The organism is Streptomyces sp. NBC_01689 (assembly GCF_036250675.1).
Lineage (GTDB): Bacteria > Actinomycetota > Actinomycetes > Streptomycetales > Streptomycetaceae > Streptomyces.
In genome coordinates this window covers 3248282-3262250 of the sequence record NZ_CP109592.1, presented here as the reverse complement: position 1 = coordinate 3262250, position 13969 = coordinate 3248282, and the positions used below count along the sequence as shown (strand labels likewise).

General features: G+C 73.0%; 8 protein-coding genes. 7 read left to right on the top strand and 1 reads right to left on the bottom strand.

The window, feature by feature from the left end; genetic code table 11:
• Positions 1–32 precede the first annotated feature (32 nt).
• The 3 genes from OG776_RS13660 (at position 33) to hflX (ending at position 5530) form a co-directional block, all read left to right on the top strand.
• Positions 33–2210 carry a RelA/SpoT family protein gene (locus tag OG776_RS13660; RefSeq protein ID WP_329320860.1) on the top strand — a complete coding sequence of 726 codons (2178 nt, stop codon included), beginning with the start codon at positions 33–35 and terminating at the stop codon, positions 2208–2210.
• Between the two features lie 67 nt (positions 2211–2277).
• Positions 2278–3846 (top strand): M1 family metallopeptidase, encoded by a 1569-nt coding sequence (locus tag OG776_RS13655; RefSeq protein WP_329320858.1) that lies wholly within the window; start codon positions 2278–2280, stop codon positions 3844–3846.
• Between the two features lie 190 nt (positions 3847–4036).
• Entirely contained in the window at positions 4037–5530 is a 1494-nt protein-coding gene (gene hflX, locus OG776_RS13650; protein WP_148010830.1) for a GTPase HflX, read from the top strand.
• Between the two features lie 162 nt (positions 5531–5692).
• Here hflX and OG776_RS13645 read toward each other — a convergent pair whose 3' ends face one another.
• Positions 5693–6922 (bottom strand): trypsin-like serine peptidase, encoded by a 1230-nt coding sequence (locus tag OG776_RS13645; RefSeq protein WP_148010831.1) that lies wholly within the window; start codon positions 6920–6922, stop codon positions 5693–5695.
• A 309-nt stretch (positions 6923–7231) separates the two neighbouring features.
• Here OG776_RS13645 and OG776_RS13640 point away from each other — a divergent pair, with 309 nt between their 5' ends.
• The 4 genes from OG776_RS13640 to OG776_RS13625 all read left to right on the top strand — a co-directional run bounded on the left by OG776_RS13640 (position 7232) and on the right by OG776_RS13625 (position 13912).
• Positions 7232–8644, top strand: coding sequence for a diaminobutyrate--2-oxoglutarate transaminase family protein (locus OG776_RS13640; protein WP_148010832.1), 1413 nt, complete (start codon positions 7232–7234; stop codon positions 8642–8644).
• Positions 8645–8908: 264 nt separating this feature from the next.
• Positions 8909–10903 carry an IucA/IucC family protein gene (locus OG776_RS13635; RefSeq protein WP_443077266.1) on the top strand — a complete coding sequence of 665 codons (1995 nt, stop codon included), beginning with the start codon at positions 8909–8911 and terminating at the stop codon, positions 10901–10903.
• Between the two features lie 39 nt (positions 10904–10942).
• Complete coding sequence (locus OG776_RS13630) at positions 10943–11857, top strand: GNAT family N-acetyltransferase (protein WP_329320855.1); 915 nt, start codon at positions 10943–10945, stop codon at positions 11855–11857.
• A 57-nt stretch (positions 11858–11914) separates the two neighbouring features.
• Positions 11915–13912, top strand: coding sequence for an IucA/IucC family protein (locus tag OG776_RS13625; RefSeq protein WP_329320853.1), 1998 nt, complete (start codon positions 11915–11917; stop codon positions 13910–13912).
• The last annotated feature ends 57 nt before the right edge of the window (positions 13913–13969 follow it).

Sequence of the window (13969 nt, the reverse complement as noted above, 5' to 3'; positions counted from 1 at the left end):
CCGTCCGCCGGTCTACGCAGCCGGAGGTGCCCATGAGTGCGGAGGCGACGAATCCCGCGACGCCAGGCCCTGCAACGCCCTCCCCCCAGCGCTCGGTTCCGCTGGAGCAGGGGGGATCGCCTGCGCGCAGGAAGGGCCGCCCGCGGATCGATCTGCGCCGCCTCGGCCGGGCCGCGCTGCTCGGCCCGACCGCCCGTGACCGGCTGCCCGACGCGATCGGCCACGTCGCCGAGGCGCACCGCGCCCACCACCCGGACGCGGACCTGGAACCCCTGCGCCGGGCCTGGCTGCTGGCGGAGTCCTCGCACCGCGGCCAGATGCGCAAGAGCGGAGAGCCGTACATCACGCACCCGCTCGCGGTGACCCTGATCCTCGCCGAACTCGGCGCGGAGACCACGACGTTGACCGCCTCCCTGCTCCACGACACCGTCGAGGACACGGAAGTGACACTCGATCAGGTGCGTGCCGAGTTCGGCGACGAGGTCTGCTATCTCGTCGACGGCGTCACCAAACTGGAGAAGGTCGACTACGGGGCCGCCGCCGAACCCGAGACCTTCCGCAAGATGCTCGTCGCGACCGGCAACGACGTCCGCGTGATGTCGATCAAACTCGCCGACCGGCTGCACAACATGCGGACCCTCGGCGTGATGCGCCCCGAGAAACAGGCCCGGATCGCCAAGGTGACCCGGGACGTCCTGATCCCGCTCGCCGAACGCCTCGGCGTCCAGGCGCTGAAGACCGAGCTGGAGGACCTCGTCTTCGCGATCCTGCACCCCGAGGAGTACGAGCACACCAGGGAACTGATCGTCGAGAACGCCTCGCGCGCCGGCGACCCGCTCGCCGAGATCGCCGAAGAGGTGCGCGGCGTCCTGCGCGAGGCCGGCATCCAGGCCGAAGTCCTCATCAGGCCACGCCACTTCGTCTCGGTGCACCGGGTGTCGCGCAAACGCGGGCCCATGCGCGGAGCGGACTTCGGACGGCTCCTGGTCCTCGTCAACGAGGACGCCGACTGCTACGGCGTCCTCGGCGAACTCCACACCTGTCTCACGCCCGTGGTGTCGGAATTCAAGGACTTCATCGCGGTCCCCAAGTTCAACCTGTACCAGTCGCTGCACACGGCCGTCGCGAGCGGCGACGGCCAGGTGGCCGAAGTCCTCATCCGCACCCACCAGATGCACAAGGTCGCCGAGGCCGGCGTCATCGCCCTCGGCAACCCCTACACCGCTCCGGCCGAGGAGCAGCCGGACGGGGACGGCGAGCGGGCGGCGGACGGCGAGCGGGTCGACCCCACCCGCCCCGGCTGGCTCTCCCGGCTCCTCGACTGGCAGCAGGGCGCGCCGGACCCGGACACGTTCTGGTCCACCTTGCGCGAGGACCTCGCCCAGGACCGTGAGATCACCGTCTTCCGGGCCGACGGCGGCTCGTTGGGGCTGCCCGAGGGCGCCAGCTGCGTGGACGCCGCGTACGCGCAGTACGGCGACGACGCGCACGCGTGCATCGGCGCCCGGGTCAACGGGCGCCTCGCGACGCTGAGCACGGTGCTGAAGGACGGCGACACCGTCCAGCTCCTCATGGGCCAGGACCCGGCCTCCGAACCCTCCAGGGAGTGGCTGGAGCACGCCCACACCCCGGCCGCCCGGATCGCCATCCAGCGCTGGCTGGCCGCGCACCCCTCGCCCCGCGACACCGGGCCCCCCGAGGCGCCCGCCGCGGCCCCCAGACCACCCGCCGACGCACCCGCGGCCCGCCCCGCCGCCGCCAACGCCGTCGTCGAACAACAAGGTGCCTCCGTACGTCTCGCCGGATGCTGCACGCCCGTCCCGCCCGACCGCGTGACCGGCTTCGCGGTGCGCGGGGGAGTGGTGACCGTGCACCGTGTCGAGTGCGCCGGAGTGGCGCGCATGAAGGGCGCGGGGCGGGCGGAGGTCGAGGTGAGCTGGGGCGAGTCCACCGAGTGCCGCGTCACCCTGGTCGCCGAGTCCTTCGGCCGCCCCCATCTCCTCGCCGACCTCACCGAAGCCATCGCCCTGGAGGGCGCCGCGATCGTCTCCGCGACTGTCGAACCCCCCAGCCAGCAGCGCGTACGGCACACCTACACCCTCCAACTCCCGGACGCGGCCCACCTCCCCGGGCTGATGCGGGCGATGCGGAACGTGCCGGGCGTGTACGACGTGAGCAGGGCGCAGCACGCCGCGGCCGCCGCGCAGTAGCACACGTTCGGGTGGGCCCGGAGCGCGCCGCCCACACGCGAGGAACCACCGCTGGTAGCGGTGGTCCATGCTGCTCACCCCCCGCCCCAGGACCGACCGCCCCAGCACGCCCGGCGCGCCCGGTGCCACACCCCCCGACCCCACCGCCGCCGGCACCGCGCTCCCCGGCACCCGGAGCCGCCGCGTCCGGGCGGCGCTGCTCGCCTCCGCCGTCTCCGTCTGCCTCGTCGCCGCGAGCGCCCCGTCCCCGGCGACACCCCTGGGCATCGGCGACCGCCTCTTCCCCCACCTGGGCAACCCGGGCTACGACGTCAAGTCGTACGACCTCTCCTTCACGTACACCGGCAAGAACACCGAACCGCTGGCGGCCGTCACCACGATCGACGCCGTGACCTCGCAACGCCTGGCCCGCGTCAATCTCGACTACGCGCGCGGCACCGTGGGATCGGTCGAGGTCAACGGATCACCCGCGGCGTTCACGAGCGCCGGGGACGATCTGGTGGTGACCCCGGAGCAGCCCGTGCCCGCGGGCGGCTGGATGCGGATCACCGTGCGGCACCGGAGCGACCCCAGAGTCCGCGGCGGCCAGGACGGCGGCTGGGTGCAGACCAAGGACGGCCTCGCCATGGCCAACCAGGCCGACGCGGGCCACCTCGTCTTCCCGTGCAACGACCACCCCTCCGACAAGGCCATGTTCACCATCCACGTCACCGCGCCCGACGGGTACACGGCGGTGGCCAACGGACTGCCGGCCGGGACGGTCCGTACCCCCGGGGCGACCACCTGGACCTACCGCTCGCAGCACCCCATGGCCACCGAACTGACCCAGGTCTCCATCGGCCGCTCTACGGTCCTGCACCGCGCCGGGCCGCACGGGCTGCCGGTGCGCGACGTGGTGCCCACCAAGGACCGCGCGCGGCTCGAACCGTGGCTGAAGAAGACCCCGGAGCAGATCGCCTGGATGGAGAGCAAGGTCGGCCCGTACCCCTTCGAGACGTACGGTCTGCTGATGGCGCAGGCGCGCACCGGCTTCGAGCTCGAGACGCAGACGCTCTCCCTCTTCGAGCGGGAGCTCTTCACCCAGCCCGCCTACCCCAAGTGGTACGTCGAGTCGATCATGGTGCACGAGCTGTCGCACCAGTGGTTCGGCGACAGCGTCACTCCGCGTGACTGGTCCGACGTGTGGCTCAACGAGGGACACGCCACCTGGTACGAGGCCTTGTACGCGCAGGAGAAGGGCAAGAAGCCCATGGCGGCCCGGATGAAGGCGGCCTACCGCGCGTCCGACGCCTGGCGGGCCGCCGGCGGGCCGCCCGCCGCACCGAAGGGCCCGAAGCCCGGCCAGAAGATCAGCCTCTTCCGGCCGAACGTCTACGACGGCGCCGCGCTCGCCCTGTACGCGCTGCGCCAGGAGATCGGACAGCCCGCCTTCGACCGCCTGGAGAGGACCTGGGTGGCCCTCCACCGCGACGGCACGGCCTCGACCGCGGACTTCGAGCGGCTCGCCTCCAGCATCGCCAACCGCGATCTGAGCGGGTTCTTCCGGGCGTGGCTGTACGGGCAGCGGACACCACCGATGCCGGGACACCCGGACTGGCGGAGCGACGCCCCGAAGGCCCACAAGGGCGCCCGGTAACTCGCATGACGAGACGGGCCGTGCCGTGCGACCATCTCCAGGTCGGCGGCGCGGCCCCGCGGAGGGCCGGTCCGGCGCGGTCCGGGAATCTCCCGGTGGCCCCGGACGTTGTTCCCACAGACGGGCGCGGTCCGTCGCCGAGCGGGCGTCGCCACCGACGCACCGGTGCTCCCATCGACGTAAGGATCCAATGACCTCCTCTTCTTCCCCTTCCCAGGACGCGCAGAGCCTCGCGCAGAACTACCCCGAAGGTCTTCGGGCCGATGCCCTGATGGAAGAGGACGTCGCCTGGAGCCACGAGATCGACGGAGAGCGGGACGGCGACCAGTTCGACCGCTCCGAGCGGGCGGCCCTGCGCCGCGTCGCCGGCCTCTCCACCGAGCTCGAGGACGTCACCGAGGTCGAGTACCGCCAGCTCCGCCTGGAGCGCGTCGTACTCGTCGGTGTCTGGACCTCGGGAACCATCCAGGACGCGGACAACTCGCTCGCCGAGCTGGCCGCCCTGGCGGAGACCGCGGGCGCGCTCGTGCTCGACGGTGTCGTCCAGCGCCGCGACAAGCCCGACGCGGCCACCTACATCGGATCCGGCAAGGCCAACGAGCTGCGGGACATCGTCCTGGAGTCCGGCGCCGACACCGTGATCTGCGACGGTGAGCTGAGCCCCGGCCAGCTGATCCACCTCGAGGACGTCGTCAAGGTCAAGGTCATCGACCGTACGGCCCTGATCCTCGACATCTTCGCCCAGCACGCCAAGTCCCGAGAGGGCAAGGCGCAGGTCGCGCTCGCGCAGATGCAGTACATGCTGCCGAGGCTGCGCGGCTGGGGCCAGTCGCTGTCCCGTCAGATGGGCGGCGGCAAGGGCGGCGGCCTCGCCACCCGAGGTCCCGGTGAGACCAAGATCGAGACGGACCGGCGCCGTATCCGCGAGAAGATGGCGAAGATGCGCCGGGAGATCGCGGAGATGAAGACCGGCCGCGAGATCAAGCGCCAGGAGCGACGCCGGAACAAGGTGCCTTCGGTCGCCATCGCCGGTTACACCAACGCCGGCAAGTCCTCCCTGCTCAACCGGCTGACCGGCGCGGGCGTCCTGGTGCAGAACGAACTGTTCGCCACCCTGGACCCGACCGTGCGCCGCGCCGAGACGCCCAGCGGGCGGATCTACACGCTCGCGGACACCGTCGGCTTCGTACGGCACCTGCCGCACCACCTGGTCGAGGCGTTCCGCTCCACGATGGAGGAGGTCGGCGACTCCGACCTGATCCTGCACGTGGTCGACGGATCGCACCCGGCGCCGGAGGAGCAGCTGGCCGCCGTGCGCGAGGTCATCCGTGACGTCGGCGCCACGGGCGTCCCCGAGGTCGTGGTGATCAACAAGGCGGACGCGGCCGACCCGCTGGTCCTCCAGCGGCTCATGCGGATCGAACCGCGCTCCATCGCGGTTTCGGCCCGCACCGGCCTGAACATCGACGAGCTGCTCGCGCTCATCGACAACGAGCTGCCGCGTCCCTCGGTCGAGATCGAGGCGCTCGTGCCGTACACGCACGGCAGGCTCGTCGCGCGCGCCCACTCCGAGGGCGAGGTGATCTCCGAGGAGCACACCCCGGAGGGCACGCTGCTCAAGGTACGGGTCCACGAGGAACTGGCGGCGGATCTCGCGCCGTACGTCCCGGCGCCCGCGCTGTAGACCCGGTTCCCGACCGGCGGGTGCCCGACCGAAGGGTTCCCGTCCCCGCACGTACGAAGGCCCGCCCCCGCACACAGGAGGCGGGCCTCCGTACGTCCGGCCTCCGGTTCGGCCGCGAGCGGTTCCCGCGGGCCGCCGCGCGGCCCGCTCACGCCCGTCGCGCTACCGCCCCGCGAACTTCTTGCTCACCGAGTCGTACACACCCTTGGCCACGTCGCCCAGGTGCGGGCCGGCCAGCCAGCCCGCGCTGACCGGGCCGATCGAGGTGTTGGACACCAGCGCGGGCTTGCCGTCCGAGCCGGCCGCCACCCAGCCGCCGCCCGAGGAGCCACCGGTCATGGTGCACCCGATGCGGTACATCGTCGGGTCCGCCTGGGCGACCGAGAGCCGTCCCGGCCGGTCCGTGCACTGGTACATCTTCTGGCCGTCGTACGGTGCCGCCGCCGGATAGCCCGTCGCCGTGATGCCGGCGACCTTCGGCACGGCCGGAGCGTCGAAGTCCACCGGGAGCGCGGCACCGACCGTCTCCTCCAGGGACGTGCCGTCGCCGCCCTTCTCGGGCGTCACGTGCAGCACCGCGTAGTCGTACGGCGCGCCCTGACCGCCCGTCGGCCCGCCGTGCTCGATCCACTGGTCCGAGGTCTGCGCCCAGTCGCTCCACCAGACACCGTACGGAGCGACCTCCGTCCGGTCGGCGTTCTGCAGCTCGGCGGAGGTCTTCCCGGCGCTGTTGTACGAGGGCACGAAGGCGATGTTGCGGTACCAGCCGCCCTTCTTGCCGGCGTGCACGCAGTGGCCCGCCGTCCACACGAGGTTCGACTTGCCCGGATGCGCCGGGTCCTCGACCACGGTCGCCGAGCAGACCATGGTGCCCTCGGGGGAGTCGAAGAACACCTTCCCCGCCACGGGAACGCTGTCGTGGTACGCGGGACGCACGGCCTTCGCCTCGACCGGGGCCGGGGTGGGGTCGGTGACCCCCTGGTCACCGGAGAGGTCGTTCTCGTCGACGCCCTTGTTCTTGTCCGGATCGTCGGCGTCGCGCATCCGGTCCGGGTTCCACAGCCCCTTGATGATGGGGTTGACGAAGTCGTTGGCCTCGCGCAGCCAGTCGTCCCTGTCCCAGTTCTTCCAGGCGCCGTTCTTCCACTTGTCGATGTCGATCCCGTGCTCTTTGAGCTTGTTCTTGATGTCGTCCGGGATCTTGATCTTGTCGTCGCCGTTCTGCGACGCGGGCGTGGCGGGCCGGTCGCTCGCCGTGCTGTCGCCCGAACCGCAGGCGGTGGCGGTCAGCGCCAGGGTCGCGGCCAGGCCGACCGCGGCCAGGACGGGGGAGGTCGTGCGGCGCGCGCTCCTCCCCCGTCGGGCGGTGAAGGGCGGGCGTATGGATCGCATGGTGTGACTCCCCCTGGGCGTAAGAGACTTGGTCGGGATCCGCCGAACCGGAACCCCTGGCACGGGACCCCGGGCGGCGGCCGGCCGGCCGGGACCGGCGACCGTTCGACATCGCTGAACGGCACCACACACTATGCGCTCGCTGTGGGGGACTTCCCACGGGACGGCAACGGTTCCGTCACGGCAAGGATCTTCGGGATCACCCGCTTCCCCACGCCTGTCCCGTCGTTGGTATGTACGGGGGGCCTGCACCGTGCGTTCAGTGCCTCCCGCCCAACTCGCCTCTGCACAGCGGGAGGACCTGAAGTCGTGGCGGTGACCGAGTCTGCGGTGGTGCCGGCGGGGCGCGAGCCCGAGGAGACACGGGAGGGTTCGCCGGGTGCCTCCGAGGGGGCGCGCGCGGCGCACGAGGGGATTCTGCGGCGCCAGTCCGCGCGTGAGTCGGCGGCTCGCACCTACGCGCGCGCCCTGCCGATCGTTCCCGTACGGGCACGAGGGCTGACCATCGAGGGCGCGGACGGCCGCCGCTACCTGGACTGTCTCTCCGGCGCGGGGACCCTGGCCCTCGGCCATAACCACCCGGTGGTCCTGGAGGCGATCAGAAAAGTCCTCGACTCCGGGGCACCGCTGCACGTCCTCGACCTCGCGACCCCCGTCAAGGACGCCTTCACCACCGAACTGTTCCGCACCCTGCCACCGGAGTTCGCCGCCCGGGCGCGGGTGCAGTTCTGCGGACCGGCCGGGACCGACGCCGTCGAGGCCGCGTTCAAACTGGTGCGCGCGGCCACCGGACGCACCGGGCTGCTCGCGTTCACCGGCGCCTACCACGGGATGACGGCGGGAGCGCTCGCTGCGTCGGGCGGCGCGGGCGAGGTCAGGGTCGCCCGGCTTCCGTACCCCCAGGACTACCGCTGCCCCTTCGGCGAGGGCGGCGAGCGGGGCGCCGAACTGTCCGCGCGCTGGACGGAGTCGGTGCTCGACGACACCAAGTCCGGGGTGCCGCTGCCCGCCGGGATGATCCTCGAACCCGTCCAGGGCGAGGGCGGGGTGATTCCCGCGCCGGACGCCTGGATGCGGCGGATGCGGGAGATCACGGCGGCCCGGTCCATCCCGCTGATCGCGGACGAGGTCCAGACGGGGGTGGGCCGTACCGGCACCTTCTGGGCGGTGGAGCACAGCGGGATCACCCCGGACGTGATGGTGCTGTCCAAGGCCATCGGCGGCAGCCTCCCGCTGGCGGTCGTCGTCTACCGCGACGACCTCGACGTCTGGCAGCCGGGCGCCCACGCCGGCACCTTCCGGGGCAACCAGCTCGCCATGGCCGCGGGCGCGGCGACCCTCGCGTACGTCCGCGAGAACCGGCTCGCGGAGCGCGCCGCGCGCCTGGGCACCCGCATGATCACCGAACTCCGCTCCCTCGCCCGGGAGTTCGACTTCATCGGTGACGTACGCGGCCGGGGTCTGATGATCGGCGTCGAACTGGTGGACCCCGAGAGGCCGTCGGGCGCCACCGCCGACGGACCCCGGGCCGCAGCTCCGGAACTGGCGGCCGCCGTGCAGCGCGCCTGCCTGCGCCGCGGCCTGATCGTAGAGCTCGGCGGCCGGCACGGCGCCGTCGTGCGGCTTCTGCCACCCCTGACGATCACCGACGAACAGACGGCCGCGGTACTCGACCGGCTGGCGGACGCGATGGGCTCGGTGGCGCGCGGGGGATCGGGCTGAGGCCCCGAGGGCGGCGCCGGTCCCGCGGGCCGGCGGCGCGGTGCCGGCCTCCTGGGCGACGGTGAGGCCGGAGACGGTGCCGGGGGCGCACCGGCCGGCCCGGCGGACCCTCAGCCCCGCACCCCCGGCCCCGCCCCGACGTCCCCCACAGCTCGGGTCGCCCCCACCCCGACCAGCCGGGAGCGCCGGGAAATCCGCGCTCCCCGTACCGCCCCACCCCGGCCCGTGGCCGCACGAGCCCGAACGACCCCCCGAGGAACCCTCTTGAACCCCACCCCCGCACCCGACGGCCGTTTCGCCACCCCCGACCGAGCGGAACCAGGCATGCACGCCCCGTTCGCCACGGACGCCGAATCGGTTCCCCGGCAGAAGGGCGGAGCCGCGGAGGCCGAACGGCTGCGCGGCGCCACCACCGACCTGCTGGACCACCCCGCCGCCCACGTCGCGGCCCAGGCGGCGGCGGTCGAGAACCTGCTGCGCTGCTGGGTACGGGAGAACGACCTCGCCGCGCCCGACGACGGCACCCTGCGCGTCGCCCTCCCGGCCAGCGGCACCTCGCTCCTGGTCCCGGTCCAGTACTGGTCCCCGACCGGCTGGCACCGCTTCGGGCTCCCGTATCTCGCCGACGCGCCCGACGGGGCACCGCCCGCCGACGCCGTCACCGTGGCGGCGCTGCTCGCGCGCCAGACGGCGTCGGACACCGGCACGACGCCGATGCCCGACCCGGCACCGGAGGGAGCCGCGGCGCCCCCGTCCCGTACCGCCGCCGCCCCCGTTACGGACCTGGTCGGTGACGGATCGGACCTGGTCGGACGCGTCGCCGACTCCGTACGCCGGACCGCGGTGTTCATCAGCGACCGCCGAGAGCGGCCCGCCGACACCCCCGACCTCTTTCTCGCGGCCGAGCAGGCACTCCTGCTGGGACACCCGCTGCACCCCACGCCGAAGAGCCGGGAGGAGCTCTCCGAGGCCGAGACGCCGCTCTACTCGCCCGAGTTGCGCGGGGCGTTCCCGCTGCACTGGATGGCGGTCGCTCCCTCGCTGCTCGCGTCCGACTCGGCGTGGACGGAGCGCGGCCGTCCCGTCTCCGCGGCGCAGCTCACCGAGCGGCTGGCCGGAAGCGGCCTGCCGCTGCCCGACGGGTACGCCGCCCTGCCCCTGCATCCCTGGCAGACGAGCGAGGTCCGGCACCGCCCCGCGACCGCCGCCCTGCTCGACACCGGACTGCTCCGGGACCTCGGCCCGCACGGCGCCCCCTGGCACCCCACGTCCTCCGTGCGCACCCTCTACCGCACCGGCGTCCCCGCCATGCTGAAGCTGTCGCTGGGCCTGCGCATCACCAACTCCCGCCGGGAGAACCTCCGCAAGGAGCTCCACCGGGGTGTGGAGGTCCACCGCCTGCTGCGCGGCGGACTGTCCAAGCAGTGGCAGGCCGCGCATCCGGGCTTCGACATCGTCCGTGACCCGGCCTGGCTCGCCGTCGACACCCCCGACGGCACCCCCCTGACCGGACTCGACGTGATGATCCGTCACAACCCCTTCGGCGCCACGGACGACGTCGCCTGCGTCGCCGGACTCGTCTCGCCGCGCCCGTACTTGAGGTCCGGCGCCCCCGCCTCCGCCGGGCAGCCGCCCGTCATGCGGTCCCGGCTCGCCGAGATCGTCACCCGGCTCGCGGGACGCGCGGGCCGCCCCCGTGGGGCCGTCGCCACCGAGTGGTTCCTGCGCTACCTGGAACAGGTCGTCCGCCCCGTGCTCTGGCTGGACGGCGAGGCCGGGATCGCGCTGGAGGCCCACCAGCAGAACACCCTGGTCCTGCTCGACCGGGACGGCTGGCCCGTCGGCGGACGCTACCGCGACAACCAGGGCTACTACTTCCGCGCGTCACGGCGCGCCGAACTCGACGCCAGGCTCCCCGGCATCGGCGTGCGCAGTGACACCTTCGTCGGCGACGAGGTCACCGACGAACGCTTCGCCTACTACCTCGCCATCAACAACGTGTTCGGTCTCATCGGCGCGTTCGGCTCCCAACGCCTCGCCGACGAACGGCTGTTGCTCGCCGCGTTCCGCCGCTTCCTCGTCACGGCGGCCGCGCGCCCGGGACGCCTGGACACGCCCCTGCCCTCCCGGCTGCTCGACTCGCCCGTGCTGCGGTGCAAGGCCAACCTGCTCACCCGACTGCACGGCCTCGACGAACTCGTCGGTCCCGTCGACACCCAGTCCGTCTACGTCACCGTCGCCAACCCCCTTCTTTCGTGAAGGACCCGACCCATCCCGTCTCCTGAGAGGAGCGTCGCCGTGCCTCCCACCGATGCGAGCACCGACGCCGGTACCGCCCCCGAGACCGATCCCGGCGCGGACCCCTGTCCCGGCCCGGGCACGGACAGCGATGACACGCTCGAACTGCGCCTGCCCGAGGAGCTGATGGCCCTGCTCGGCGGCGCCCCCGAACCGTCCGGCCCCGGTGGGCCGGACGGACCGACGGGGTCCGCCGAGCCGACGGGGTCCGCCGGGCGGACGGGGGCGAGCGGGTCGACTGGCGCGGCGGGGGCGACGCGGGTGGCCGGAGCGGTCGGGTCTGCCGGCCCCGTCGGGTCGGTCGGGTCGGTCGGGTCGGTCGGTCCGGTGGGCACGGCCGGAGGCGACCTGCTGGACGGCGTCGCCGAGTGGGGGCCGACCGACACGCCCGTGGGCACCTTCCAGCTGGTCCCGGTGCGGCTGGAACGCGACCTCCCCCTCGTCACCCGGTGGATGAACGACCCCGCCGTCGCCGCCTTCTGGGAACTGGCCGGAGCCGAGTCGGTCACGGAGGAGCACCTGAGGCGGCAGACCGACGGCGACGGACGCAGCGTGCCCTGCCTCGGGCTGCTGGAGGGCACCCCGATGAGCTACTGGGAGATCTACCGCGCGGACCTCGACCAGCTCGCCCGCCACTACCCGGCCCGCCCGCACGACACCGGAGTCCATCTGCTCATCGGAGGCGTCGCCCACCGCGGACACGGTCTCGGCTCGGCCCTGCTGAGAACCGTCGCCGATCTCGTCCTGGACAGACGTCCGGCCTGCGCACGGGTCGTGGCCGAACCCGACCTGCGCAACATCCCCTCCGTCTCCGCCTTCCTGAGCGGGGGCTTCCGGTTCTCCGCCGAGGTCGAACTGCCCGGCAAACGGGCAGCCCTCATGGTGCGCGACCGGGCCCTGCGCGACCTCCTGTAGATCCGTCACTCTCCGCACAGCACCCGTTCCGTCCCGGTTCCCCGTCGAGGAGTCCCCGTGCCGAATCCGCCCGCAAGCCCGGCCTCCGCAGAACTGTCCGTGCTGTACGACCCGCCCGAGCTGCGCGAGGACCGATGGGAGCGGGCCGGCCGCCGACTGCTCGCGAAGATGATCGGGGAGTTCGCGCACGAGGAGATCGTCCGGCCGGAGCAGGAACCCCCGCGGCCTTCGGAGCAGGAACCCCCGCGGCCCCCGGAGCAGGAACCCCCGCGGCCCCCGGAGCGGGGAGTCCCGCACGGCGAACCTCCCCGCGGTGACGGCGCGGTTCCCGACGGCACGGATCCCGACGGCACGCTCAGCGCAGGCACGCACCCCGGCGGTCCACCCACCGACGCCCTCCGTCCGTACACCCTGCGGCTCGACGCCGGCGACAGCCTCTCCTTCCGCGCCCGCCGTCTCTCCTACGACAGCTGGCGCGTCGACCCCGCCTCGCTCACCCTCACGGAGAAGGGGAAGGAGCCCTCTCCCTTCACCGATCCGCTGGGCTTCCTCACCCGGGCCCGCGGCACGCTGGAGCTCGACGGCGCGACGCTGGGGCATGCCCTGCGCGAGCTGAGCACGACGCTCGCCGCGGACGTACGCCTCGACCGTGACGCCCGTACGGCCGCCGAATTAGCCGACCTCGGGTACGCCGAGCTGGAGGGCCACCAGACGGGCCATCCCTGGATCGTGCTCAACAAGGGGCGTCTGGGCTTCTCCGCGCGGGACGCCGCCGCCTGGGCGCCCGAGGCCCGCCGGGCCACCCCTCTCCCCTGGATCGCGGTGCACACGACGCTGGCCACCTACCGGGGCGTCGGCGGCCTCGACACCGCCGAACAGCTCTACGCGCGCGAGCTGGCCCCCGCCACCCGCGAGGCCTTCGGCGAGATCCTCCGTGCCCGCGGGCTCGCACCGCAGGCGTACCTCTACCTGCCCGTGCACCCGTGGCAGTGGGACGACGTCGTCCTGCCGCTGTTCGCCTCGCACGTCGCCGCCGGGACGATCGTCCCCCTGCCCTCCGACGGCGATCTGCGGCTGCCCCAGCAGTCCATCCGTACCTTCCTCAACGTCTCCCGCCCGGACCGGTACACGGTGAAGCTTCCGCTGTCCGTCCTCAACACCCTGGTGTGGCGGGGCCTCCCCACGGAACGCACGCTCGCCGCCCCCGCCGTCACCGACTGGATGCGGACGCTGCGGGACTCCGACCCGTTCCTGCGCGACACCTGCGGGGTGATCCTGCTCGGCGAGGTCGCCTCGGTCACGGTCCACCACCCCGTGTACGACGGACTGCCCGAAGTGCCTTACCAGTACCGGGAGCTGCTCGGCGCGATCTGGCGCGAGCCGGTCTCGCGCCACCTCGCCCCCGGCGAGCGTGCCCGCACGCTCGCCGCACTCCTGCACACCGACCCGCAGGGCCGGGCCTTCACGGCGGAACTCGTCGCCCGCTCGGGCCTCGCACCCCGGGCCTGGCTGCGCCGGCTCTTCGCCGCGCTCCTGCCCCCGCTCCTGCACTTCCTCTACCGGTACGGCACGGTCTTCAGCCCCCACGGGGAGAACGCGATCGTGGTCTTCGACGACCGTGACATCCCGGTCCGACTCGCGGTGAAGGACTTCGTCGACGACGTCAACGTGAGCGAGGAACCGCTGCCCGAGCACTCCGCCATGCCGGACGAGGTGCGCGAGGTGCTCCTCACCGAGCCGCCCGCCTTCCTGACCCAGTTCATCCACTCCGGGCTCTTCGTAGGGGTCTTCCGCTACCTGGCGCCGCTCTGCGAGGAGCAACTGGGGGTTCCCGAGGCCGAGTTCTGGTCGCTCGTCCGGGCCGAGGTCCTCCGCCACCAGACCCGTTTCCCGGAGCTCAAGGAGCGTCACGAGACGTTCGACCTGCTCACCCCGCGGATCGAGCGGCTGTGCCTGAACCGCAACCGGCTGCATCTCGACGGTTACCGCGACCGCCCCGAGCGCCCGCACGCCGCCGTGCACGGCACCGTCCCGAACCCCCTCCACGCCTCGTGATCACCCGCACCGCGTCCGTCCCCCGGAACCGGCCCGTGACCGTCCGGACCGGGCCCG

Coding starts and splice junctions, on each gene's coding strand:
- OG776_RS13660 (WP_329320860.1), top strand. CDS start 33: ATGAGTGCGGAGGCGACGAATCCCGCGACGCCAGGCCCTGCAACGCCC.
- OG776_RS13655 (WP_329320858.1), top strand. CDS start 2,278: ATGCTGCTCACCCCCCGCCCCAGGACCGACCGCCCCAGCACGCCCGGC.
- OG776_RS13645 (WP_148010831.1), bottom strand. CDS start 6,922: ATGCGATCCATACGCCCGCCCTTCACCGCCCGACGGGGGAGGAGCGCG.
- hflX (WP_148010830.1), top strand. CDS start 4,037: ATGACCTCCTCTTCTTCCCCTTCCCAGGACGCGCAGAGCCTCGCGCAG.